Origin of the sequence: Sphaerisporangium siamense (assembly GCF_014205275.1) — a bacterium.
GTDB lineage: Bacteria > Actinomycetota > Actinomycetes > Streptosporangiales > Streptosporangiaceae > Sphaerisporangium > Sphaerisporangium siamense.
In genome coordinates, this window is the sequence record NZ_JACHND010000001.1 from 1,245,970 (window position 1) to 1,268,983 (window position 23,014).

The following is a 23,014-nucleotide window of genomic DNA, read 5'->3' on the forward strand; positions in this document are numbered from 1 at the left end:
TCACACCCTGTCGAGCACGTGCTGGGGACGCCGGGCGCTCCGGCGGCCCATCAGCAGGAGGTACACGGCGCCGGTGACGACGGTGCCCGGGATCCAGGACAGGTCCGCGCCGCCGAGCGCCTCGGACAGCGGGCCGGTGTACCAGGTGTTGCCGACCAGCGGGATCGAGGCGAGGACGCCGACGACGTAGGACAGGATCGCCTTCCACGCGATGCCCTTCCACGTCCAGGTGGCGGCGTCTTCGTAGTACGGGCCGCGCGGCTCGAAGAACGCGTTCACGTCGTAGTCGCCGTGGCGGACCAGGTAGTAGTCGATCAGGTTGACGGCTCCCCAGGGGACGAACCCGAGCATCAGGAACGAGAGGAAGTTGCTGAGGTTCGTCACGAAGTTGTCCGACGCCCACATCGCGACGGCGAGCCCGATGAGGAACGTCGGGAGCAGCATCACGACCCGGAACGTGACCGACGCCTTCACCTTGACCGCGGAGCTCACCGCGGTGATCAGGTTGAGCATGCCGCCGTAGAGGTTCAGGGCGTTGTTCCCGCCGATGGCCGCGGCGCCGACGATGAGGACCACGAAGGTCAGCGGGCCGTCGCCGAGGACGGCGCGGACCGCGGCCATGGAGTCCAGGTCCTTGAACTGCACGGCGAGGAACGCGCCGACCAGCCCGGCGGCGAAGTACCCGGTGGTCGCGCCGAGGAAGGTCCAGCCGAAGGTGGACCTGGCGGGGGTGTCCTCGGGCAGGTAGCGCGAGTAGTCCGAGACGTACGGCGCGTAGGTGAGCAGGAAGGTGGCGACCAGGCCGATCGCGGTCAGGAACGGCCCCCAGGAGAAGCCGCCGAGCGACCAGTCGAGCCCGCCGTGCCGGATGCTCGCCACGGCGACGATGAGCACGCTGACGGACAGCGGCCAGACGGCGAGCCGGGCGGCCAGGTGGATGACGCGGTACCCGATCAGCGCCAGGCCGATGCTGACCAGCGAGACCAGGATGGTGGCGATCTCCGGCTCGGCCGCGGGGACGGCGGCGGTGAGCGCCTGGCCGCCGATGATGGCGGTGACCACGAAGAACCCGCCGTACAGCAGCGCGGCCAGGATGACGGGGAGCAGCGCGCCGTAGTAGCCGAACTGGCCGCGGCTCTGGATGAGCTGGGGCACGCCGAGCCGGGAGCCCTGCGCCGAGTGCAGGGCCATGAACGCCCCGCCGACGACGTTGCCGATCACCAGGGCGACGACCGCCCACAGCAGGTTGTTGCCCACGATGACGGCGAGGGCGCCGAAGACGAACTGGCCGATGCTCAGGTTGGCCGAGCACCAGACGGCGAAGAGGTCGCGGGCCCTGCCGTGGCGTTCGGATGGGGCGACGACGTCGATGTGGTGGACTTCCACACCGCGGCTCTTTCCTTCGCTCATATGATCACATTCCTTGGGGGTGGGGCGAGGCGAGGAGCGACGACCTGCCCGGGCATCCGCGGGAGAGAGTGCCCGAGGCCGCACGCCACCGGGGTCGTCAGCCTGGGTGGCACGTGGGTGGGGACGGTAGGAGCCGGGGGCGGGTCATGCGTCCTCACCCCACAGCAGGACGTTCAGGAACTGGTGCAGCCGCTCGGTCTCCGGCCGGCGCAGGATCACGCCGGGCGGGCCGTCCTCGACGATCAGGCCGCCGTCGATGAAGACGGCGCGGTCGGCGACGCGGCGGGCGAAGCCCATCTCGTGGGTGACGATGATCATCGTCATGCCCTCGGCGGCCAGCTCGCGCATGGTGTCGAGCACCTCGGCGCGCAGTTCGGGGTCGAGGGCGGAGGTCGGCTCGTCGAACAGCATGATCTTGGGGTTCATGGCCAGCGCGCGGGCGATCGCCACCCGCTGCTGTTGTCCGCCGGAGAGCTGGCGCGGCTTGGCGTCCGCCTTGTGCTCCAGGCCGACCTTGGCCAGCATCCGGCGGGCGGTCTCCTCCGCCTCACGCGCGGACTTGCGCTGCACGGTGCGCTGACCCTCGATGACGTTGGCGAGCACGGTCATGTGCGGGAAGAGGTTGAACTGCTGGAAGACCATGCCGATCTCCCGCCGGATGCGGTCCAGCCGGGCGCCCTTGGCGTTGATCTGCTGCCCGAGTACGTGCACCTCTCCGCTGGTGGGGATCTCCAGCAGGTTGACGCAGCGCAGCAGGGTGCTCTTGCCGGACCCGCTCGGCCCGATGATCGTCACGACCTCGCCCTCGCGGACGTCGAGGTCGACGCCGCGCAGCACCTCGTTGTCGCCGAACCGTTTGTGCAGGTTCCTGATCCGGATCAGCGGCGGCCGTCCCGTCTCGCTTCCGGCGCCGCGCCGGGCCGTCTCCGTCTCAGACATGGATGTTGTGCCTTCGGTTCAGCCGCTCGGCGTACGCGGCGAGCGGCAGGTTGATCACCAGGTAGAAGAGAGAGATGAAGAGCAGGACCTCGATCTGCCGGAAGGTCCGGGCGCCGACGGTCTGGGCGGTGTTGAACAGGTCGGCGACGCCGATGACCGACACCAGGCTGGTGTCCTTGGTGAGACCGATGAGCATGCTGCCGATCGGGGGGAGCATGCGCCGGATCGCTTGAGGATAGATGACGCGGCGCAGTGTCTGGAGGCGCGTCATGCCCATGGCGTCGGCGGCCTCCCACTGCCCTCTGTCCAGGCTGAGCACCCCGGCCCGGAAGATCTCCGAGAAGAACGCCCCGTAGTTGAGGCTCAGCGCGATGACGCCGCTCGTGAACGCGGGCACCTGGACCGCGAACAGCATCGGGAGCAGGAAGAAGACCGCGACGATCTGGAACAGGACCGGGGTGAGCCGGAAGAAGTCCACATAGACCCGGGCCGGGACGCGCAGCCACGCGTGCCTGGACATCAGCATCTGTCCGGTGACCAGGCCGATCGCCATGGACAGGATCGCGGCCCACAGGAGGATTTGCACGGTGAGCGCGGCGGCGCGCGCGAAGACGGGCAACGTGTCGGGGACCCAGGCGAAGTCGAACTCATAGCTCATCGGAATCTGCCCTCGTTCTCCGCGCGCCGTCCTCGGTGACGCCCGGACGTCGTACGGTCAACCTGCGATGTTCTGCGCCAGCCAGTAGTCGATGCGCTGGTCCATGCGCCCGCTCGTGGTGGCGTCCTCGACCCAGGCGTCGACGCAGGTCCGCCAGCCCGGATCGGTCTTGCCCAGGCCGAACGCGACCTTGAAGGGGTCGATGATCTCGTCCTTCCGCGCCTTGTCCCCGGTGACCCGGCCCTTGAGTCCGATCGCCGCCAGCGCGGGGCTCCGGTACTTCTTCAGCAGGACGGCCATGGGGGCGGCCTCGACCATGCTGACGTCGGCCTGGCCGCTGGCCAGGAACTCGTACAGCAGGAGCTGGCCGCGAAGAGGGGCGTCCGACACGCCGGCCTTGGGGATGTACTTCTCCGCGAGCGGTCCCTGGCCGCCGCCCGTGCCGTACACGAAGCGGACCCCGGCCTTGTTCATGTCGTCGATGGTCTGGAAGGAGGAGTCGGCCCGCACGTAGAAGAGCTGGCCCGACAGGTAGTAGGGCGTGCTGAAGTCCATGGCCTTGGCACGTTCCGGCGTGATGAACAGCTGCGCGCCCACGATGTCGGCCTTCTTCGACTGGAGGGCGACGGTCATGAGGCTGTAGTCGTAGTCCTGGATGACGGGCCGTACGCCGAGGATCGCGGCGAGTTCCTGGGCGTTGTCGGCCTCGACCCCGCCCCAGCTCCCGTCGGGCTGCTTGAAGCCGAAGGGCGGGGAGACGCCGATTCCCCAGCGGAGCTCGCCCCGCTTGCGGATCTCGTCGATCGTGGGTGACGCGCCGGCCTGGCAGGCCGTCGTCACCGCCGAAGGGAAGCCCGTCGTGCGTGGCGCTCCGGCGCGGTCCTCGGCCTTGGGAGCGCTCGCGGTGCCGCTCGTGGACTCGACTCCGACGGCACACGCACTGGTGATGGAGGCGGCGACCATGGCCATGACCAGCACGGCTCCGCGTCGTGTCCTCGATGTTCTCATCGATGACCCCCTAGAACGTTGTGGGTGGAAAGCACCGTAGTAGAGATGAGGTAAAATGGATAGAGTATAAATTATTTAACTTTGGTCCCCTGCGGCTGTGAAGCACCGTGTAACCGGAAGACCGCGACGAGGATCACGACCAGGACGACGGCGGGCCCCGCCACGGCCGCCGCCAGGGGCGACACCCGCATGAGGACCGCGCCTGCGGCCGCGCCCACGGCCAGCCCCACGATGACCAGCGACCGCTGCGCCGAGCCGCCACGCTCGCCCGCGACCAGGCCGCCGCACAGCGACGTGAGCGTCCCGGTGACGAACGTGGTGGTGATCCCGTACGCGTTGAGCTGCCGCGCGGCGGCGGTCTGGATCCCCATCGCCGCGGACGACAGGACGATCAGCCCGACCTCGGCCCACGGCCCCGGGCGCGCCCCCGTACCGGCCCACCAGGCGAGGAACACCACCTGAAGGGCCAGGTCGGCGACGAGCGCCCAGGTGACCCGCCGTGGCCACAGCTCGTCGCGCGCGGGCGAGCGCGCGATGCGGAACCCGGCCAGGAGGCCCGCCGCGAACGCCAGGACGGCCAGCCCGCAGCGCACCATCTCGCCGCCGGCCCCCTCTCCCGCGGCGAGCCCGAACAGCACGATGTTGCCGGTCATGTTCGCCGTGAAGACCCGGTCGAGGCCCACGAACCCCACCACGTCCACGACACCGGAGACGACCGTGAGCAGCACGAGCAGGGTGTCGCGGGTCCGTGGCCCGGCGGAGGGCGCCGCGCGGGCACGTCCGGCGGTGCGCGCCGCCGCGCCCGCGCTCATGCCGCCCCCACGGCGCGGCCGGTCACGAGGCGGCTCCGACGATGCCGCGGTAGGCGTCCGGATCGGTGGCGCCCTCGGTGTTGAGGATGAGCACCCGCGATTCCGGCGTGAGCCCGAGCGCCTCGGGCCCGGCGGCCAGCAGGCCCGCCGCCCCCGCCGCGCCGGTCTCGCCCGCGACGACGGACTCCTTCGCCAGCACGCGCATCGCCTCGCGCGCCGCCTCGTCCTCCACGCTGAGGAAGACGTCCGTGCCCTGGACGACCAGCGGCCATGCCAGCGGCGAGGGACGGCCGCAGTTGAGCCCCGCCATGATGGACGGATGCGGGCCGGGGACCTCGGCGAGCGCGCCCGCCTCGGCGGAGGCGAACAGGCAGGCGGCGGTCTCGGGCTCCACGATGATCACGCGGGGCGGGACGGCGAGGGAGCCGGCGCGGAAGTGCCGCACGGCCGCCGCCGCCAGCGCGCCCACGCCCGCCTGGACGACCACCGCGTCCGGCTGTCCCGCGCCCGTCGCGGCGAGCTGGTCGGCGACCTCGTGGAACAGCGTCGAGTACCCCTCGATGACGGCGCGCGGCACGGACTCGTACCCGGGCCAGGAGGTGTCGGAGATCACCAGAGTGCGTTCGCCCGCCTCCGCGGCCGAACGCTCGATCGCCTCGTCGTAGGTGCCGTCGACCACGGTGACCTCCGCGCCCTCGGCCCTGATGGCCTCCATCCGCGCGGGCACGGTGCCGAGCGGCACGAAGATGTGCGCCCGCCATCCGAACAGCGCCGCCATGCGCGCCACGCCCCGCCCGTGGTTGCCGTCGGTGGCGGCGGCGAGCGTCCGGTCGCCGAGCGGGCGCAGCAGGTCCCGCATCTCCTCGACGGACCGGCAGGCCCTGAGGTCGGCGCCCCATTCCTCGCGCACGGCGTGGGCCACCGCCCACGACGCGCCGAGGATCTTGAACGACGGCAGCCCGAGGCGCGACGACTCGTCCTTGACCATCACCTCGGCCACGCCGGCCCGTTCCGCGAGGGACGGCGCCGCGGTCAGCGGTGTCCGGGCGTAGCCGGGCAGGCGCCGGTGGAACTCCAGGGGGGCACGGTCGGGCGGGTTGAACGCGCCCAGGTCGGCCCGCGGACGGGCGGCGCGGTTGACCGACAGGCGGTAACGCATGAAGAACTCCTGCTGGTGGGGGTGTCAGACGGCGGAGTATCCGCCGTCGATGACGATCGACTCGCCGGTGATGTAGCCGGACTCCGGTGCGGCGAGGAACATCACCAGACCGGCGATGTCCTCGGGCTGCGCCTGGCGGCGCAGCGGGATGCGGGACTCCAGCTCCTTGAGCGCCTCGGCGGGGCTGGCCTGGTGGTGCCAGAAGGCGTCGTTGAAGGGGGTGTCCACCCATCCCGGGCAGATACAGTTCACCCGGACGCCGTGCGGTGACAGCTCGTCGGCCAGCGCGCGTGCCAGGTTCACCAGCCCCGCCTTGGAGGCGTGGTAGGCGGGCATGCCCGCGTGCCCGCGCAGCGCGCCGGTGGACGAGGTGAAGATCAGCCGCCCGAGCGGGGACTTCTCCAGGTGCGGCGCGGCGGCCTGCGCGACGAGGAAGGGCGCGCGCAGGTTGACCTGCATGGACAGGTCCCACTGCGCCACCGTCCACTCCGCGAGCGGTGCGGCGAGCAGCACGCCGGCGTTGTAGAAGACCACGTCGAGGCCGCCGCCGAACTCGACGGCCGCGCGCACGGCGTCCCCCGGCCCGTGCGCGGTCGCGAAGTCGCACTCCAGGATCCGCAGCGGGCCCGGCGCCGCCTCCTCGGCGACCTCGCGCGCGGCCGTGAGGTTCCGGTCGGCGAGCAGCACGCTGTCGCCGCGTTGTCGGAACGCCTGGACCACCGCTCTGCCGATGCCGGTCGCGCCGCCCGCGACGAGAACCGATGCCATTGCCACCTCCGAGTATGTTTTATAAATTATCTTCTATATGCAGAGGAGGGGTCAATGGCAAGTTCGCCCGGCTCCGCGTCCACGGCCCACCCCCGGGCCACCGAGGCCGCGCTCGCCGTGTTCCCCGCGGGCGGCAACGCCGTGGACGCCGCCATCGCCGCCCAGGCGGTGCTCACCGTTCTCATGCCGGACGCCTGCGGGCTCGGCGGGGACGCGCTCTGCCTGGTGCGCACGCCCGACGGCCGGGTGACGGCGGTGACCGGCGCCGGCGCGACGGCCGCGGCCTCCCCCCGCGCGCTGTGCTCCGACGGCGGCGGCAGCGTCACCGTGCCCGGCATCGTGGACGCCTGGCAGGTCATGAGCCACCGGTGGGGCCGGCTGCCGCTCGCCCAGGTGCTCGCCCCCGCCATCGCGCTCGCCGCCGACGGGATGCGGGTGAGCGAACCGCTCGCCGCCGCCGTCCGCGCCCAGCGCGCGCGGCTGCTGCGCGGCGGGGCCGAGGGCTGGCCGCTGCTCGACGCGGCGCCCGGCGACCTCGTGACCCAGAAGGAGCTGGCCCGCACCCTGGAACGGATCGCCGCCGAAGGATCACCCGCCTTCTACCAGGGGCGCCTGGCCGGCGCGGTGGCCGCCGCCGTACGGCGCGACGGCGGCCTGCTCACCGAGGACGACCTCGCCCGCCACCGCACCCCGACCGGCCCCCCGATCGGCACGCCGTGGGACGGCGGCACGGCGTTCGTGCAGCCGTCCCCCAGTCAAGGCGTGCTGCTCGCCATGGCGCTCGCCTGGCTGGAACGCGAGGGCGTGCCGGGGCCGCTCGACCACGTCTGCGTGGAGCTCACCGAGGCGGTGTTCGCCGCCCGTGACCGGTGCGCCCGGGACGGCGCCCGGCTCCTCGACGTCCCGCTGCGGGTGGATCTCGAACGGTCCTCCCTGCGCGGCGGGCCGCGCGCCTACCTGCACACCGCCGGGGTCGCCACCGCCGACCCGGCGGGGCACGTCGTGTCGTCGCTGGTCAGCGTGTTCGACGACTTCGGGTCCTGCACGTTCGTGCCCGAAGGCGGGTTCACGCTCAACAACCGCGCGGGCGGATTCACCGCTCCCCCCAACGACCCGGGCCCGGCGCGCCGCCCCGTGCACACCCTGGCCCCCGCGCTGCTGACCGCGCCGGGCCGGGTCACGGCGCTCGCCACCCCCGGCGCCGACGGCCAGGTGCAGACCCTGCTCCAGGTGCTCGCGCGCGTGCGTTTCACCGGAAGCTCCCTGGCCGACGCCGTCCGCGCCCCGCGGTGGCGCAGCGAGGAGGGGCTGCTGCTCGTCGAGGACGGCCACGCGAGCGCCGGCGACCTCGCCCGGCGCGGGCACCGCGTCACCCGCGTCCCCGGCGCCGACATGCGGCTCGGCGCCGTCGTCGCCGCGGGCGCCGAGAACGGCGAGGTCTTCTGCGCGGGCGACTGGCGCAGGCAGGTGCACGCCGCCGTCGCGGAACCGTCCGTCTAGCGGGCCCGGAACGCCGCGGTCCCTCGAACGCGGCCAAGCCCCCTCGGCCCGGCATCTCCCAGCCCGGCATCCCTCAGCCCGGCATCCCTCAGTAAGGAGAACAATGTCCCTGTCCGAAGAACTGGACGCCCTGGTCGACGGCGCCCGCGAGGACCTCGTCGCGCTGTGCGGCCGGCTCGTCGCGGCCCCCAGCGTCAACCCGCCCGGCGACACCAGGGCGGTGGCCGACGTCGTGGCCGGCTACCTGCGTGAGCACGGGTGCGAGCCGGACCTCCTCAGAGTCGATCCGGTGATGCCGAACGTCGTGTCCCGGATCGAGGGCACGGGCCCCGGCCCGCACCTCGTGCTCAACGTGCACATGGACACCATGGACCCGGGCGACGAATCGCTCTGGTCGGTCCCCGTCCACGAGATGACCCGCGAGGACGGGCGCCTGTACGGCCTGGGCATGGGCAACATGAAGGGCGCCGTCGCCGCGATGAGCCTCGCCTACACACTGCTCGCCCGGCACGCCGACCGCTGGCCGGGCACGATCACGTTCACCGCCGTGTCCGACGAGTGCGTGTTCGGGGACAACGGCGCCGCCCACCTGCTCGGCGCGCTGCCCGAGCTGCGGGGCGACGGGCTGATCTGCGGGGAGGGGCCGGGCTGGATGCGGCTCGCGGTCGCGGAGAAGGGCGTGCTCTGGCTGGAGCTGTCCGCGACGGCCGACGGCGGGCACTCCTCGCTGGCGGAGAGCGGCTCCGGCGCGGTCCCCCGGCTCGCGAGGTTCGTCGCGGCCGTCGACGAGCTGAACGGATGGCGCACCACGCTGCCCGCCGAGCTGGCCGACGTCCGCGCCTCCGGCGAGGACCCCTCCGCACGCCTGTCCGCCAACCCCGGCACGGTCGAGGGAGGCTCCTACGTCAGCCAGATCTCCACGAGGGCCGCCGCCGCGGTGGACTTCCGGCTGCCGCCGGGCATCCGCATGAGCGACGTCGAGGACCAGGTGAGCCGCATCGCCGCGCGGATCCCCGGCGCGGACTGGTCCAGGATCAAGGGCTGGGACGCCAACTGGACCGGGACCCGTTCCCCGCTGGTCAGCGCGCTGGCCGGCGCGTTCCGCGAGGTGCGGGGCGCGGAGCCGGAGTACACGATCAGGCTGCCCGCGAGCGACGCCAGCCGCTGGCGGGCCCTCGGCGTGCCGGCACTGTGCTTCGGCCCGCAGCCGGTCCTCGCCGCGGGCATCGACGACTACGCCGAGGAGCAGGACGTCGTCGACTGCGCGAAGATCTACGCCAGGGCCGCCCTGGACTTCCTCACCGCTTGAACGACCTCCGAAGCCCCGAACAACGTCCGAGAGGCCCATCCCCCACATCGTGAGATGTCAGCGACTCGCCTGACGCCGTCCCCGGCATCGGGCACGGCTCGCCCGCCGACGGGAACGCCGCGTCACCATGTGAGCCGGTCGGTGTCGTCATCGGAATCGTCCGGGCTGTCACGGTGTGCCACCCACGCCAGCACCAGACAGCCTGCCGTGAACAGGACGGCGATCGTCAACGCCGCGACGTCGCCGCCGGTCAGATGCTCCACGGACCTGCCCTTCCTTCGACGACGAAGAGCGGGGGGCGGCCTGCCTGGCACAGCGCCTCGTCGACCGCCGCGCGCAGTGAGGCGAAGCGCTTCAGGTGGTTGCGCACGGTGATCTCGCTCCGGCCTATCCTGGTCGCCGCCCGGGGGATGGACAGCCCGGCGGCCAGCAGCGGTGGCAGCCGTGGGTGCCAGGTGGTGTCGGTGGCGGGGCCGTGCAGCCGGCGGTGCCGCACGCGGCGCGCCTGCGCGTGGAAGGCGGGGTCGGCTTGGAAGTGCTTGGTGAGAGTGGCGGTGCCCACGCCCAGCCTGCCGGCGGCGGCCTTGAAGCTCAGACCGTCTTCGACCAGGCGCAGGAAGTCACCGTGCCATCTGACGTCCTTACGGGGCGCCATCATCGGTCCCTTTTCTGGACAAGATCCGCTTCCGCGCCGGCTCGGACGTCGCGGAGCCTGCCGGTGATGTCGTCCTGCGCGCAGACCTCCATCACCAGGTCGGCCACGGTGCGCCGCGCGATGCAGGGGTACAGCCCGGCCGCGCGTTCGGTGGCGTCGAGCCCGGCACGGCGGAAGGCCCACCAGCCGCCGTGCCCGCCGTCCGATCGGCGCACACAGGTGATGCGCCAAGCGGGGTAGTCCCGGTTGAGCGCGGCGAGCCGGTACTCCACGGTCAGCGCCCTGTGCCATCCTTCGCGGGGCGCCTCGCCGTGCTGGGGCACGTAGCCGCCGACGACAGGCCGGGCGTCGTACATGCCGTACACGTCGGGCACATCGCTACCACGGCGGGTGTGCCTCCCTGCTGCGCGGCTCATGCGACCCTCAGCGAGCCGGGCCCCCTCGCGGCCATCGCCTCCGACTCGCCCTCGCGCATCCGCTCGCGCAGTTCCTCCGCCGTGAGCGCCTCGACCATCAGGGCCACCGGGCAGCAGATGGCGATGGCGAAGAACCTGCGGCTCCACAGGCCGTACATGACGTGCCAGCCGGGTTCGAGCTGATCGAGCCGCGCGGCCGTCGCCCTCTTGTCCTCATCCCACCGCAACGGCCGAACGCGGGTGACGGGCGCGCCCACCTCGTGCCGCCCCGCCGCGCGGCTCACGCCGCCGCCCCATGCGGGTGTGGCACGCGCCGGTTACCGGAGCCCGGGATGTCGGGCGCCCGGCCCCGGCCGTAGGCGGCGGCCTCCACGAGGCGGCCGGGCCTGACGCTGCGGGTACCGGCGGGCGGGTGGACCGCCGCCGGACGCGCGGGACCTGCGGGAAAGGACGCGCACAGGCCCAGGCGCCGCCGGGAGGCCATGCGGGCGCGGACCTGCGCCGGGGTCGGCTGCTCCCAGTGGTGGACACGGCGGTGCGGCAGGCTCGCTGCCTCGTGCGCGTAGGGCGGGTGCCCGCACCAGCGGCACCCGAGCGGCTTGGGCGGGGTGTCGGCGCGATGCCGGATACGTATGACACGGGGAGTCGGTCGGATCGGGACAACCCTAGGATTGGGCATCGGATCGCACCTCCAGTGTGCGGTCAAGGGCTCGTCCGGTCGTGTGCAGCGCCGGGCGAGCCCGCCTACGTGTTACGGGTAGAAGCGAACGACGTTGCGTTGTTCATCACGTAGCCCTGTGGCTGCGATGGCGCCGTCACGAATCGACGGCGCGCAGAACGTTCGCATGGTGACAGAACGTAGGCGACAGATGACACACGGATTCCACGGGTGTGAACTACCGGCAGATTGGCCGGATCCGGTCAGTGCGGGAGCCCCATACGGGCGGCCATGCCACGCAGTTCCCTGCCGCCGGCGGCGAGGAGTTGCTGGTTGAGCAGAACCGCCACGGTCTCCCGGATCAGGGGGGAGTTCCGGACGCGCTGAGGCGCCGCCGTCTCGGCACGTCGCAGCCATCCGATCGCCTGGTGCCGAGACGTCTTCTCGCGCGCCAGGCCACGACCCACATCAGCCATCATGCTGACGTACCGGCTCGGGCGGGCGAGCGCCTTGTCCTCCCGCACCCGGCCCGCCAGGTCGAGTACGGCGCCGCCGACCTCTCCGCGCTCCACAGCGATGGCCACGTTCCAGATCCCCACGTTCGTCGTGGAGAAGGCGGCCCAGTTGGCCGTCATGTCGTCGGACACCCGCTTTGCCAGGTCAGCGGCCTCGCGCAGCCAGTGCGCGGCCCCGGCGTTGTTGTGCACCGAGGCGGCGGCGAGCGCGGCCGTCAACGTGAGCATGCCGCACACAGGTACCGCGCCAGGTTCGGCGAGGTGCGGCTGCATCCGGTCCGCCGCCTGCTCCGCAGCCCGCAGTGTGCGGTCCCAACTCCCCTCTCGGGGCATGGTCTGGACACGGAGGAAGTCCGCCTTGCCCTGCTGAACCGGATCGCCCAGGACCACCCCGGCCTCGGCCGCTCGCACGGCGGCGAGATGCGCCAAGTCGGGATGACCGAGTTCCTTGAGTGGGGTCACGGCGAACCGGCATGCCTCGATGAGTGCTTCCAGAGCACGCCGCATCTGCTGCTCGTCCGCCGGTGCGGCGATGTGCACATGCAGTTCATCGATGATCCCGGGGAGCATTCGCCCGATCGCGAGGTAATCCGAGGCCGCCGTCAGCGCATCGACCTTCGCCACATCTTCAAGAAGGTCGGGCAGGGGACGGGCATGGTCCGTCGCGGCGCTGGTGAGGCTGTTGGTCTCCAGAGCTACACGCAGTGCGGGAACGTAGGCGTACGGTCCGGACTGCACCGGATCGTGTGACAGGTGCGGGCCGCCCACGAGATCGGCCTCAGAGACCTGAAGGGCACGGGCGATCGCGGCGATATGGGAGCGCCGGTCGAGGGCCCGTTCCCCGCGCTCCACCATCGACAGGAAACTCTTGCTGACTCCCGCCTGCCCGGCGAGTTCAACCAGGCTCTTCTTCCGCCATTTGCGGAGCATGCGCAATCTGGCACCGGTGGTAGTGCCGTTGTCGTACATAGCCCCGCCCCTCCTGAAGCCTCGACGCCTTCAGGCTAAGCCGCGGAGCTTTCTCCCTGCTATGGATGCCGATTTTCGGTCATCCCACGTCTGAGTCCGCTGGAGCCCGTTACGTTGCGAAACGGGCTCCAGCGGACTTTCTGGTGGTCGTGACGACACCCCGGTGCGGGAGTGCGGTGTGACGGGGTCTCGTCACGCCTTTCCGTGCCGTCAGGCGGTGGTCAGGCCGGCGGCGGCGAGTGCCGCGTCCGCGCATGCCTGGTCGACGTCGGCCGCCGACCCGCTGACGCCGAGGCCGCCGACGAGCCTGCCGCCCACCTTGATGGGCATGCCGCCGGCGAAGACGACGAAGCGCCCGCCGAGGGTGGTGTTGAGCCCCCAGTCGGGGCCCCCGGGCTGGGAGCGTTCCGCCCAGACGTGGCTGGGCAGCCCGCAGCCGACCGCGGTGTACGCCTTGTCGATGGCGAGGGGAAGCGCGACGATCTGCGCCCCGTCCATGCGCATGGCGGCGACCACCTGCCCGCCGAGGTCGACGACGGCCGCTCCCATCGCCACCCCGCGACTCTCGGCCTCGGCGCGTACGCCGTCCAGCAACCGGCCGGCCAGATCGAGGCTCACGTCCTCGCGGCTCACGGTCAGATCGGTCATGCGATCACCTTCATCCACTCAGGTGCTTCCAGCAGTTCGCCGACGTGGGTCAGGAATCGGGCCGCCGGCACGCCGTCGACGACCCGGTGGTCGCACGTCAGCGTGAGGGTGAGTCGGGAGCCGCGGGCCGATCCCACGGCGAGGATCGCCGCCTGCGGCGGCAGGACCATCGCCTGGAACCTGGTGACGCCGAACGGGCCGAGGTTGGAGATCGTGAAGGTCGCCGTGAAGAGCTCCGCGGGACGCAGCTTCCCGTTCCTGGCGGCCTCGGTCAGCCGGACCCGTTCCGCGGCGAGCTCGGGGAGGCCCTTCGTGTCCGCCCCCTGGATCACCGGGGTGATCAGGCCGTCGTCGAGCCCGACGACGAAGGCGACGTTGACGTCGGGGTTCTCCACGATCGCGTCCCCGTCGAAGCGGGCGTTGACCACGGGGAACTCCCGGAGGGCACGGGCCGAGGCCGCGACGAGCGCGTCGGAGTACGACAGCGCCGTCCCCGACGCGCGCAGCGCGGCCAGCGCCCCGGTGTCGATCTCCACGTCCACGCTGAACTGCGGGACCCGCGCGCTGGCCTCCACCGTGCGCACCACCCCGGCGCGCATCCGCGACAGCGGCCGGCGCACCTCCGTCGCGCGCTCGGTCTGCTCGGCCTGCGGGGTCTCCTGGCCGGTCATGGGCTGAGGCGGGCGATGACGGCGCCGACCTCCACGGTGTCGCCCGCCGTCACCAGCAGCTCCGTGACGGTCCCGTCGCCCGGCGACTCGACCTCGGCGTCGACCTTCTCGGTCTCCACCGTGGCGACGGGCTGGCCCTCGGTGACGGTGTCGCCGACCTGGACGTGCCACTCGGTGATGACGCCCTCTTGCATTGACATGCCCCACTTGGGCAGCGTGATGTCCATCCGTGTCCTTTCCGCGGGCCGTCAGGCGAGGGTCTTCATGACCGCGGCCCTGATCCTGTCCTCGTCCACCAGCACCCGCTTCTCCAGGACCGGCGAGAAGGGCACCGGCACGTCCTCCCAGGCCACGCGCTGCGGCGCGGCCTTGAGCACGCCGTAGGCGTTCTCGGTGACGGTGGCGACGATCTCGCTGGCGGCCGAGCAGGTGAGCCGGGCGCTGTCGCAGACGACGAGCCGGCCCGTCTTGCCGACGGACTCCAGGATCGTGTCGGTGTCGAGCGGCGCCAGCGTGCGCGGGTCCACGACCTCGGCCGAGATGCCCTCCTTCTCCAGGGCGGCGGCCACCTTGAGCGCCTTCGGCACGGTCGCGCCGATGGCGACCACGGTCACGTCCGTGCCCCTGCGCTTGACGTCCGCGACGCCGAGCGGGATCGCGTACGGCTCCTCGGGGACCTCGCCCTTGGTGCCGCCGAGGACGAAGTCCTGGAAGTAGACGACCGGGTTCGGCTCGCGGACCGCGGACAGCATCAGTCCCTTGGCGTCGTACGGCGTTGAGGGCATGACGATCTTGAGCCCGGCGACGTTCATCAGCATCGGGTGCGGGTTCTCCGAGTGCTGCGCCGCGCCGGAGCCGCTCGGGCCCGTCGCGGTGAAGTACACGATGGGCAGGTCCACCTGGCCGCCGGACATGTAGCGCAGCTTGGCGGCCTGGTTGGCGACCTGGTCCATGGCGACGTAGAAGAAGGAGCCGACCATGAGGTCCACCACGGGCCGCAGCCCGACGGCGGCGGCGCCCACGCAGGCGCCGACGAACGTGGCCTCGGAGATGGGGGTGTTGCGCACCCGGTCCTCGCCGAACTCGCCGACCAGGCCCCGGGTGGCGCCGATGATCGACCGGTCGACGTCCTCGCCGATCACCACGACGGAGTCGTCCTCGGCCATCGCCGCCCTCAGGCCCTCCTGCATGGCCTGGATGTAGTAGATCTTCCTGCTCACGGGCGGGCACCTTCCGTACGGTCGGCATACAGGTGGGCGAGCGCCTCGTCGGCGTCGGGGAAGGGGCTGGCGTCGGCGAAGGCGACCGCGGCGTCCACGGCGGCCACTTCTTCAGCGTCGATCCGGTCCAGTTCCCCCTCGCCGGCGATCCCGGCGTCGATCAGGTGCCGGCGGAACCTCGCGATGGGCTCCTTGCCCCGCCAGTCGTCCTGCTCGTCCTGCGGGCGGTACTGCCCGGCGAACGCCTCCTCGCCCTCGTTGTGGCCGTGCCACCGGTAGGTGGCGGCCTCGATCAGGCTCGGGCCATCCCCGGCGCGGGCGCGGGCCACCGCCTCCTCGGTCGCCTGCCGTACGGCGAGCACGTCGTTGCCGTCCACCTGCACACCCGGGATGCCCATGGGCGCGCCGCGGTCGGCGATCTTCCCGGCGGTGAGCCGGTGCGTGGGAGTCCACTCGGTGTAGCCGTTGTTCTCGCAGACGAAGACCACCGGCAGCTTCCAGATGGCCGCCAGGTTCATCGCCTCGAAGAAGACCCCCTGGTTGGAGGCCCCGTCGCCGAAGAAGGTCACCGTGACGTTGTCGCGGCCCAGTTGCTTGTCGCCCCAGGCGGAGCCGGTGCCGATCGGGATGCCGCCGCCGACGATGCCGTTGGTGCCGATGATGCCGAGGCTGAAGTCCACGATGTGCATGGATCCGCCCTTGCCGCGGCAGTAGCCGTCCACCCTGCCGAACAGTTCGGCCATCATGCGGTCGACCTGCGCGCCCTTGGCGATCAGGTGGCCGTGGCCGCGGTGCGTGGAGGTGATCCGGTCGTCGTCCCGCAGCGCCGAGCACACGCCGACGGCGACCGCCTCCTCTCCCAGGTAGAGGTGGACGAAGCCGGGAAGCCTGCCCCGTTTGAACAGGAGCGCAAGCCGCTCCTCGAAACGCCGGATGCGCACCATCTGGCGCAGCATCTGCAGTTGCTCGTCGCGCGCGAGCGCGGCACCTCGCATGACGTCGGTCACTGTGCCTCCGAACCGGCCGACCACCATCAGTTCACGTTCCTGCTGCTACGGCTCTTGGCCGACTACGGATTTTTTTATAATATATAGCCCTAACTCCGCAAGGGGTGTCACGCTCCATATCCGCGAAGGGCCACAAATTGGACATTCAGTCATCCCGATCGCTGACAGGGCGCGTCGCCGTCATCACCGGAGGCGCCCAGGGCATCGGCCGGGCCATCGGCGAGCGGTTCGCCGCGGAGGGTGCGACGGTGGTCCTGGCCGACCTCGCCGTGGACAGGGCCGCGTCCGCCGCGGCCGAGATCGAGAGGACCCACGGCCGCCCGGTTCACGCGGTGCGCATGGACGTGGCCGACCCGGCGTCCGTCGAGCAGGCGGCCGACGAGGTGCGCGACCGCGCCGGCCACCCGGACGTGCTGGTCGCCAACGCGGGAACACTGCTGCTCAAGCCCGTGCTCGACATCAGCCTAGACGAGTGGCGGCGTGTCCTCGACGTCAACTTGACCGGCGCGTTCGTCACGGCGCGCGCCTTCGCCGCGCGCATGGTGGAGCGGGGCGCCGGGGGACGGATCATCTTCTCCTCCTCGCTGTTCGGACGCCGCGGCGGCAGGGAGAACGCCGCCTACTCGGCGTCGAAGTTCGGGGTGATCGGGCTGATGGAGTCGATGGCCGCGGAACTGGCCCCGCACGGCGTACTCGTGAACGCGGTCTGCCCCGGCCAGGTGGCGACCGAAATGATCGACCGGCTGGTCGGCGAGCGCGCCGCGCTGACCGGAGCCGACGCCGAGACCGTCAGGAGCGAGATGGTGGAGAGGATCCCCGTCGGCAGGCTCGGGTCGGTCGAGGAGATCGCCGACGTCTACGTCTACCTCGCCGGCGAGCTCAGCCGGTACGTGACGGGACAGTCCCTGATCGTCGACGGCGGCTGGACGGTGGGATGAGCATGGACGCCCCCGACACCCGCGCCCCCGCCGCCGAGCGTCCGGCCGCGAACCCCCCGGCCCGGCGGACGCTGCGCCTGGAGGCGCGCAACAGCGTGACCCCCATCGAGAAGCGGCCCGACTGGATCAAGGCCAGAATGCGCGTGGGCCCGGTCTCCCGCGAGCTGCACGACCTGGTGCGCTCGGCCGGCCTGCACACGGTCTGCGAGGAGGCCGCCTGCCCCAACATCCACGAGTGCTGGGAGGACAGGGAGGCCACCTTCCTCATCGGCGGCGAGCGCTGCACACGGCGCTGCGACTTCTGCCAGATCGACACCGGCAAGCCGTCCGGCTACGACCGGGACGAACCACGCCGGGTCGCCGAGTCGGTCGCGCGCATGGGCCTGAACTACGCGACGGTGACCGGCGTCGCCCGCGACGACCTGCCCGACGGCGGCGCCTGGCTGTACGCCGAGACCTGCCGCCGCATCCACGCGGCGGTCGAGGGATGCGGCGTGGAACTGCTGATCCCCGACTTCATGGGCGTTCCCGAGCTGCTCGGCGAGGTGTTCTCCGCGCGCCCGGAGGTCCTCGCGCACAACGTCGAGACGGTGCCCCGCCTGTTCCGGCGGATCAGGCCCGGTTTCCGCCACGACCGCTCGCTCGGCGTGCTGACGGCGGCGCGGAAGGCCGGTCTGGTCACCAAGTCGAACCTGATCCTCGGGCTCGGCGAGACCCGCGAAGAGGTCTCCGAGGCCATGCGGGAGCTGCTCGACGCGGGCTGCGAGCTGCTCACCATCACCCAGTACCTCCGCCCGAGCACGCGCCACCACCCCGTGACGCGCTGGGTACGACCTCAGGAGTTCGCCGACCTGCGGCAGGAGGCCGAGGAGATGGGCTTCGCCGGCGTCATGTCGGGTCCGCTGGTCCGGTCCTCCTACCGGGCGGGGCGGCTGTACCGGCAGGCCGTGGCCGCGCGGTCGTGACGCCCGGCCATCGCGGGGCGGGCGGGGCTAGTGCTCGACGAGGCCCCGGATCGCGGCGACCGTCGAGCGCACGTGCTCGGCGGCGACGCGGTCGGCCCGCTCCGCGTCCTGGTCGCGGATGGCGTCCAGCAGCTCGGCGTGCACGTTGATCCACCCGCGGCCCAGCGTGGGGGCGATCGCCGAGTAGTAGAAGCGGGCCCGCTTCTTCATGCCCGCCAGGGTGGCGCCCAGCACCGAGTTGTGGGCCGTGGCCCAGATCAGCTCGTAGAACTGGACGTCCAGGACGGCGAGCTCGTGGTCGTCGCCCCGCTCGGCGGCGTCGCGGCTGGACTCGACGATGCGGGAGAGCTCGGCGAGCTCCTGCTCGGTGCGGCGCGCGGCGGCGCGGGCCGCCGCCATGCCTTCGAGCTCGGCCCGCACGTCGAACAGTTCCTCAAGCTCCTTGCTGGTCCGCTCGCAGACATAGGTGCCGTACCGCGGCCGGATCTCGATCCACCCGGCGGCGTCGAGCGCGCGCAGGGTCTCGCGGACGGGAATGCGGCTGACGCCGTAGTGCGCGGCGATGTCGTCGGCGTGCAGGCGCTGGCCCGGCTTCAGACCGCCTCCGATGATCGCCTCTTCCAGCACCTGGTAGAGCTGGGCGGGCAACGTGCTCGACCCGGGCATGGCCAGTAACCCTTGCAGGGACGATGCCGCCTCTTCGGCGTCCCTCGCCTTTCGTGGCATCGCTCTCTCATCCGTCTTGGGAACCTTGAATAAACTATACACTTACCGGCCCGCGTCGATCCGCGACCACTCCCGGCCGGAATCACTTGCGGGCACCGGCCTCATCCTGGAAGAACCGCCCTCCTCCCGTCCAGCCCCAAGCGCCGACGACGCGGATGACCGGATTACGGGGCGGCAGAGGCTTCTCTCCCGGCGGGGAACGTGATATGGATCACAGAAGAAACCGGAATTATCCTACCGGGTAAGGAGGTTTTACCGCCTCGTGAGGTTCTTCCCGGTGACCGTGTGGCTCGTCGAGCGCCTGCACGTGGACCTGTGCCGCCTGAACAGTCAGCTCTGTCCCTGAACGCAGTTTCCACTCCCTTCCCTCACCCCGCATGCCGCCTGGGCGCGAGCATGCCCTTTCGCCGGAGTCGCGTTCGTGAAGAAACCCTCCTTCTCCCTGCAGTTGCTGCTCGGCCTGGTGGTCGGCGTCGCCCTCGGGTTCATCGCCCGCGCCGGTGACGTCGCCTGGCTCACCGCCACCCTGACCGAGATCGGCAAGATCTTCGTCCAGCTTCTCAAGCTCGCCGTCCCGCCGCTGGTCTTCACCGCGATCGTCGTGAGCGTGGCCAACCTGCGCAACGTCAGCGGCGCCGCCAGGCTCGCGAGCAAGACGCTGCTGTGGTTCCTGGTCACCTCGCTGATCGCGGTGGCCTTCGGCATCGGCCTCGGCCTGATCCTGAACCCCGGCCGGGGCGTCACCATCTCCACCGCCGGCGCCAAGGCCGTCGACCTGGAGGGCGCCGGGACCTGGCTGGACTTCCTCACCGGCATCATCCCGACCAACATCGCCACCGCGTTCACCGAGCTCAACGTCCTCCAGATCGTCTTCCTCGGGGTCGTCCTCGGCGCCGCGGCCCTGGCCGTCGGCGAGCGGGCCGAGCCGTTCGTCGCCTTCAGCCGCTCGGTCCTCGACCTGGTCCAGAAGGCCCTGTGGTGGGTGATCAGGCTGGCCCCGATCGGCACCGCCGCCCTGATCGGCAAGTCGGTGGCCTCCTACGGCTGGGACCTGCTCGCCCCGCTCGCCAAGCTCAGCGTGGGCGTCTACATCGGCTGCCTGCTGGTGCTCGTGGTGAGCTACCCGCTGCTGCTCGCCTTCGTCGGCAAGGTCAACCCGCTCACCTTCTACCGCAACGCCTGGCCCGCGATCGAGCTGGCGTTCGTCTCCCGCTCCTCGGTCGGCACCATGCCGCTCACCCAGCGGGTCACCGCCGACCGCCTGGGCGTGGACCGCGACTACGCCGCCTTCGCGGTGCCGTTCGGGGCGACCACCAAGATGGACGGCTGCGCCGCGATCTACCCCGCGCTCGCGGCGATCTTCGTCGCCCAGGTGTTCGCCGTCCCGCTCCACGCGGGCCACTACCTGCTGATCGCGTTCGTGTCCGTGGTCGGCTCGGCCGCGACCGCAGGCCTGACCGGCGCGATCGTGATGCTCACGCTGACGCTGAGCACCCTGGGGCTTCCTCTGGAGGGTGTCGGGCTGCTCCTGGCGATCGACCCGATCCTCGACATGATCCGCACCGCGACCAACGTCGCGGGGCAGATGGTGGTCCCCGTCCTTGTCGCCCGGTCCGAGGGCCGCCTCGACGAGGCCGTCCTGAACGCCCCGCCGCAACCCCTCGACGACGCCCCCGCCACGGTCCGTCCCGCCGCGGGCCCCGAGCCGGCGCCCGCCTGACCGGGCCGGCGTGCTGCCGCCGTGAGGAACATTCGTGGGACCACGGGCGAAGATGCGCCTGTTTCCGCATAGGAGCGGAACGGATACGGCAAAGCGTGGCGTGGGCCTGGGGCGGAGCGGGTAAAACGTGTCAGTTCACTCCGAGGGGTCACCGCGAGGAGGAACCATGAGTGAGGGCACAGTGAACCACGACGTGCCCGTGGAGGGTGTCAGCGGCGCGGAGCCGCCGGCCTCTCCCGGGACGGCATCCGGGACGCGCCGGGCGGAGCCCTACCACGGCGCCGCCCCGCGCTTCTCCGACATCTCCGAGATCGACGACACCATGCGCGAGCACCTCAAGGAACTCAATCCCGACGACTTCGAATGAAGCGAGCGCACCGCCGCAGGACATCGTGTGCGCATCGTTGAGAACCGTCTGAGCAGGGCCGTCGAACCGAAACCGCTGAAGGACACCGCCTCCGGAAGGGCGGCGGACGGGGCGCCGCCCTTCGCGGCGGTCGCTCAGGGAATCTCGGTGTAGCGGAACGAGGAGCGGCCGTTGGCGTCGGTCCAGACATCGGCCGCGGTCGACGCGCCGGACGCGTTGGTCCGCTGCACCTCCAGGCGGATCGTCGTGGGCCCGTTGACGGTGATGTACTCGCTGATCGGGGCGGTCTCGTTCTTGCCGATGGCCCCGGCGGCCAGCGGCGTGGTGTCGAGGATCTGGCTGAGCAGGCGCTCGCTGTTGGGCACGAGCGCGCCCGCGGTGGTGTTCCAGAGCCGCCCGACGACGTACGCGTTGACCGGCGGGACGCCGGTAAGCCGCGTGCGGACGTTCAGGTCGAGCGCGTAGGTGCCCGCGTGGGGCAGGGTGACCGCCAGCCCGGTGCCGACCCACGCCCCGGACGCCGTCGGCTGGAGGTTGACGCGCGCGGGCAGGTAGTTGATGCCCGACGCGATCGCCAGGCCGGCGCCCTCGGCGGGGCCCGACGCCGCGCCGGGCGGCGGCTCCGAGGTCGCGCCGGACGCCGAGGTCGTCATCATGCCCCCGGCCATGAGGACGGCGGCGCCGGCGGCCACCAGGCAGGCACGCCTGCCGGAGACGAAGGCCCTGCGGCTGAAGCTCGACATGGTGATCCCCCACTGCTGTCTCGGCGGGGACCGTGGCCGATCGCACGGTCCTGCGGTCGCGGCACGGCGGCCCTTCCGGGGGGCCGGGGCACGACCGTGGATCATCCTGCCGGTAGAGCGATCATGAGCGAGGGCTCCGCGCGTACAGGTCGGCTCCGTAAACGGTAAACGAACCCCCACCGGCGGGACCGACGCGAGCGTGCCGGTCCTTTCCCGCACCCAGGCCGGGATTTTACTTTTATCGCATAAAAGCATTTCCAACCCCATGGCACGCTAAATGCCGTGCGTCTCTGGAAACTTGCGACAAGCGGCTTGCTCGCCACGTCCGCCCTGGTCAGCGGTGTCTCGTCACCGGCGATCGCCCAGCCCGCGCCCACCGCCGTCCTCGCGTCCGCGCAAAGCCGCGCGCCCGAGGTGTTCGGGCGCGCCGTGTATCTCATGGACGCCTCCAACGGCGCATCCCTGTTGGACGAGAACGCCGCCACGCGGATGCCGATCGCGAGCCTCACCAAGGTCATGACGGCTTACATCGTCCTCAGCGAGGCCAAGCCGGCGGACACCGTCCAGATCGTCCAGCAGGACGCCGACTACGCGGAGGAGGGCGGCGGCACGACCGCCGACCTGCGTCCCGGCGACAAGATCCCGGTCGGGGAGCTGCTCTACGGCCTGATGCTGCCCTCGGGCGCGGACGCCGCGCACGCGCTCGCCCGCCGCTACGGCCCCGGCGTCGACGGTTTCGTCCGCAAGATGAACGCCACCGCGCACCGGCTCGGGCTGCGCGACACCCTGTACGTGAACGCCGACGGGCTGCCGACCCCGGACGGCGACGGCTACTCCACGGCGCGGGACCAGGCGCGGCTGGCCGCGGCCGCCCTGCGCGACGGCAGGTTCAGGGCGATCACCGCCACGCCGAGCCACTCCCTGGCGGAGTCGGCGGAGCACGGGTCCTACACCTGGACCAACACCAACAAGATCGCCGGAGAGCCGGGCGTGCTCGGCGTGAAGACCGGGTTCACCAACGACGCGGGCTTCTGCCTGACGTTCGCGGCGGACCGCGCCGGACGTCGCCTGGTCGGCGTGATCCTCGGCGAGGACGTCTCCTCCCGGCGCTTCGTGACCGCCGAATCGCTGCTGGACTGGGGCGGCGACCACGCCGGCGACACCGCCCGCGACCAGGTGTGACGACCGGCGGACACGGGTTCGCCACGGCGAGCGCCGGAGCGGGCCGAACGT

At 71.5% G+C, this 23,014-nt stretch carries 26 protein-coding genes; 7 read left to right on the plus strand and 19 right to left on the minus strand.

The window, feature by feature from the left end:
- The 7 genes from BJ982_RS05725 to BJ982_RS05755 all read right to left on the minus strand — a co-directional run bounded on the left by BJ982_RS05725 (position 1) and on the right by BJ982_RS05755 (position 6,754).
- Positions 1–1,410: a purine-cytosine permease family protein gene (locus BJ982_RS05725; RefSeq protein ID WP_184877258.1), complete on the minus strand. Its 1,410-nt coding sequence runs from the start codon at positions 1,408–1,410 to the stop codon at positions 1–3.
- 144 nt (positions 1,411–1,554) lie between these two features.
- Positions 1,555–2,349, minus strand: a complete 795-nt coding sequence (locus BJ982_RS05730; protein WP_184877260.1) for an amino acid ABC transporter ATP-binding protein — start codon at positions 2,347–2,349, stop codon at positions 1,555–1,557.
- Positions 2,342–3,007, minus strand: a complete 666-nt coding sequence (locus BJ982_RS05735) for an amino acid ABC transporter permease (RefSeq protein WP_184877262.1) — start codon at positions 3,005–3,007, stop codon at positions 2,342–2,344. Before BJ982_RS05735 ends, BJ982_RS05730 begins: the two co-directional genes overlap by 8 nt.
- Positions 3,008–3,064: 57 nt before the next feature.
- Positions 3,065–4,015, minus strand: coding sequence for an ABC transporter substrate-binding protein (locus tag BJ982_RS05740; RefSeq protein ID WP_184877264.1), 951 nt, complete (start codon positions 4,013–4,015; stop codon positions 3,065–3,067).
- A gap of 71 nt (positions 4,016–4,086) precedes the next feature.
- Positions 4,087–4,827 (minus strand): YoaK family protein, encoded by a 741-nt coding sequence (locus BJ982_RS05745; RefSeq protein WP_184877266.1) that lies wholly within the window; start codon positions 4,825–4,827, stop codon positions 4,087–4,089.
- 22 nt (positions 4,828–4,849) lie between these two features.
- Positions 4,850–5,986 carry a diaminopropionate ammonia-lyase gene (locus BJ982_RS05750; protein ID WP_184877268.1) on the minus strand — a complete coding sequence of 379 codons (1,137 nt, stop codon included), beginning with the start codon at positions 5,984–5,986 and terminating at the stop codon, positions 4,850–4,852.
- A 24-nt stretch (positions 5,987–6,010) separates the two neighbouring features.
- Complete coding sequence (locus BJ982_RS05755) at positions 6,011–6,754, minus strand: SDR family NAD(P)-dependent oxidoreductase (RefSeq protein WP_184877270.1); 744 nt, start codon at positions 6,752–6,754, stop codon at positions 6,011–6,013.
- Between the two features lie 54 nt (positions 6,755–6,808).
- Between BJ982_RS05755 and BJ982_RS05760 the strand changes: the two genes are divergently transcribed.
- Together BJ982_RS05760 and BJ982_RS05765 are read left to right on the plus strand one after the other, a co-directional pair.
- Positions 6,809–8,254, plus strand: coding sequence for a gamma-glutamyltransferase (locus tag BJ982_RS05760; RefSeq protein WP_184877272.1), 1,446 nt, complete (start codon positions 6,809–6,811; stop codon positions 8,252–8,254).
- A 103-nt stretch (positions 8,255–8,357) separates the two neighbouring features.
- Positions 8,358–9,563: a M20 family metallopeptidase gene (locus BJ982_RS05765; protein WP_184877274.1), complete on the plus strand. Its 1,206-nt coding sequence runs from the start codon at positions 8,358–8,360 to the stop codon at positions 9,561–9,563.
- Between the two features lie 122 nt (positions 9,564–9,685).
- Here the strand turns inward: BJ982_RS05765 and BJ982_RS05770 are convergent, their stop codons facing one another.
- The 10 genes from BJ982_RS05770 to BJ982_RS05815 form a co-directional block, all read right to left on the minus strand.
- On the minus strand, positions 9,686–9,826 hold the full coding sequence (locus BJ982_RS05770; RefSeq protein WP_184877276.1) for a hypothetical protein: 141 nt from the start codon (positions 9,824–9,826) through the stop codon (positions 9,686–9,688).
- The gene (locus tag BJ982_RS05775) at positions 9,814–10,221 is read right to left on the minus strand and encodes a hypothetical protein (RefSeq protein ID WP_184877278.1); all 408 of its coding nucleotides are present in this window, start codon (positions 10,219–10,221) and stop codon (positions 9,814–9,816) included. The genes BJ982_RS05770 and BJ982_RS05775 overlap by 13 nt, the downstream gene beginning before the upstream one ends.
- A complete protein-coding gene (locus BJ982_RS05780; RefSeq protein WP_184877279.1) occupies positions 10,218–10,592 on the minus strand; it encodes a hypothetical protein in 375 nt (124 codons plus the stop codon). Before BJ982_RS05780 ends, BJ982_RS05775 begins: the two co-directional genes overlap by 4 nt.
- 38 nt (positions 10,593–10,630) lie before the next feature.
- Positions 10,631–10,918 (minus strand): hypothetical protein, encoded by a 288-nt coding sequence (locus tag BJ982_RS05785; protein WP_184877281.1) that lies wholly within the window; start codon positions 10,916–10,918, stop codon positions 10,631–10,633.
- A gap of 637 nt (positions 10,919–11,555) precedes the next feature.
- The gene (locus BJ982_RS05790) at positions 11,556–12,776 is read right to left on the minus strand and encodes a helix-turn-helix domain-containing protein (RefSeq protein ID WP_184877283.1); all 1,221 of its coding nucleotides are present in this window, start codon (positions 12,774–12,776) and stop codon (positions 11,556–11,558) included.
- Positions 12,777–12,986: 210 nt separating this feature from the next.
- Entirely contained in the window at positions 12,987–13,424 is a 438-nt protein-coding gene (locus BJ982_RS05795) for a GlcG/HbpS family heme-binding protein (protein ID WP_184877286.1), read from the minus strand.
- Entirely contained in the window at positions 13,421–14,095 is a 675-nt protein-coding gene (locus BJ982_RS05800; RefSeq protein WP_184877288.1) for a 2-oxo acid dehydrogenase subunit E2, read from the minus strand. Before BJ982_RS05800 ends, BJ982_RS05795 begins: the two co-directional genes overlap by 4 nt.
- The gene (locus tag BJ982_RS05805; protein ID WP_184609804.1) at positions 14,092–14,322 is read right to left on the minus strand and encodes a biotin/lipoyl-containing protein; all 231 of its coding nucleotides are present in this window, start codon (positions 14,320–14,322) and stop codon (positions 14,092–14,094) included. Before BJ982_RS05805 ends, BJ982_RS05800 begins: the two co-directional genes overlap by 4 nt.
- 21 nt (positions 14,323–14,343) lie before the next feature.
- A complete protein-coding gene (locus tag BJ982_RS40285; RefSeq protein WP_184877290.1) occupies positions 14,344–15,315 on the minus strand; it encodes an alpha-ketoacid dehydrogenase subunit beta in 972 nt (323 codons plus the stop codon).
- Positions 15,312–16,322, minus strand: coding sequence for a thiamine pyrophosphate-dependent dehydrogenase E1 component subunit alpha (locus BJ982_RS05815; protein WP_239123293.1), 1,011 nt, complete (start codon positions 16,320–16,322; stop codon positions 15,312–15,314). Before BJ982_RS05815 ends, BJ982_RS40285 begins: the two co-directional genes overlap by 4 nt.
- Before the next feature lie 137 nt (positions 16,323–16,459).
- Between BJ982_RS05815 and BJ982_RS05820 the strand changes: the two genes are divergently transcribed.
- Together BJ982_RS05820 and lipA are read left to right on the plus strand one after the other, a co-directional pair.
- Positions 16,460–17,260 carry an SDR family NAD(P)-dependent oxidoreductase gene (locus BJ982_RS05820; protein WP_184877291.1) on the plus strand — a complete coding sequence of 267 codons (801 nt, stop codon included), beginning with the start codon at positions 16,460–16,462 and terminating at the stop codon, positions 17,258–17,260.
- A gap of 2 nt (positions 17,261–17,262) precedes the next feature.
- Positions 17,263–18,225 carry a lipoyl synthase gene (gene lipA, locus BJ982_RS05825; RefSeq protein ID WP_203959297.1) on the plus strand — a complete coding sequence of 321 codons (963 nt, stop codon included), beginning with the start codon at positions 17,263–17,265 and terminating at the stop codon, positions 18,223–18,225.
- A gap of 27 nt (positions 18,226–18,252) precedes the next feature.
- Here the strand turns inward: lipA and BJ982_RS05830 are convergent, their stop codons facing one another.
- Positions 18,253–18,951: a GntR family transcriptional regulator gene (locus BJ982_RS05830; RefSeq protein ID WP_184877295.1), complete on the minus strand. Its 699-nt coding sequence runs from the start codon at positions 18,949–18,951 to the stop codon at positions 18,253–18,255.
- A 421-nt stretch (positions 18,952–19,372) separates the two neighbouring features.
- Between BJ982_RS05830 and BJ982_RS05835 the strand changes: the two genes are divergently transcribed.
- On the plus strand, positions 19,373–20,671 hold the full coding sequence (locus BJ982_RS05835; protein ID WP_184877297.1) for a dicarboxylate/amino acid:cation symporter: 1,299 nt from the start codon (positions 19,373–19,375) through the stop codon (positions 20,669–20,671).
- A gap of 166 nt (positions 20,672–20,837) precedes the next feature.
- Complete coding sequence (locus tag BJ982_RS05840) at positions 20,838–21,038, plus strand: hypothetical protein (protein WP_184877299.1); 201 nt, start codon at positions 20,838–20,840, stop codon at positions 21,036–21,038.
- Between the two features lie 134 nt (positions 21,039–21,172).
- On the opposite strand, the gene BJ982_RS05845 is transcribed toward BJ982_RS05840, so the two are convergent.
- Positions 21,173–21,781 carry a hypothetical protein gene (locus tag BJ982_RS05845; RefSeq protein WP_184877301.1) on the minus strand — a complete coding sequence of 203 codons (609 nt, stop codon included), beginning with the start codon at positions 21,779–21,781 and terminating at the stop codon, positions 21,173–21,175.
- A gap of 312 nt (positions 21,782–22,093) precedes the next feature.
- Between BJ982_RS05845 and BJ982_RS05850 the strand changes: the two genes are divergently transcribed.
- On the plus strand, positions 22,094–22,963 hold the full coding sequence (locus BJ982_RS05850) for a D-alanyl-D-alanine carboxypeptidase family protein (protein WP_221482277.1): 870 nt from the start codon (positions 22,094–22,096) through the stop codon (positions 22,961–22,963).
- Positions 22,964–23,014: the final 51 nt, after the last annotated feature.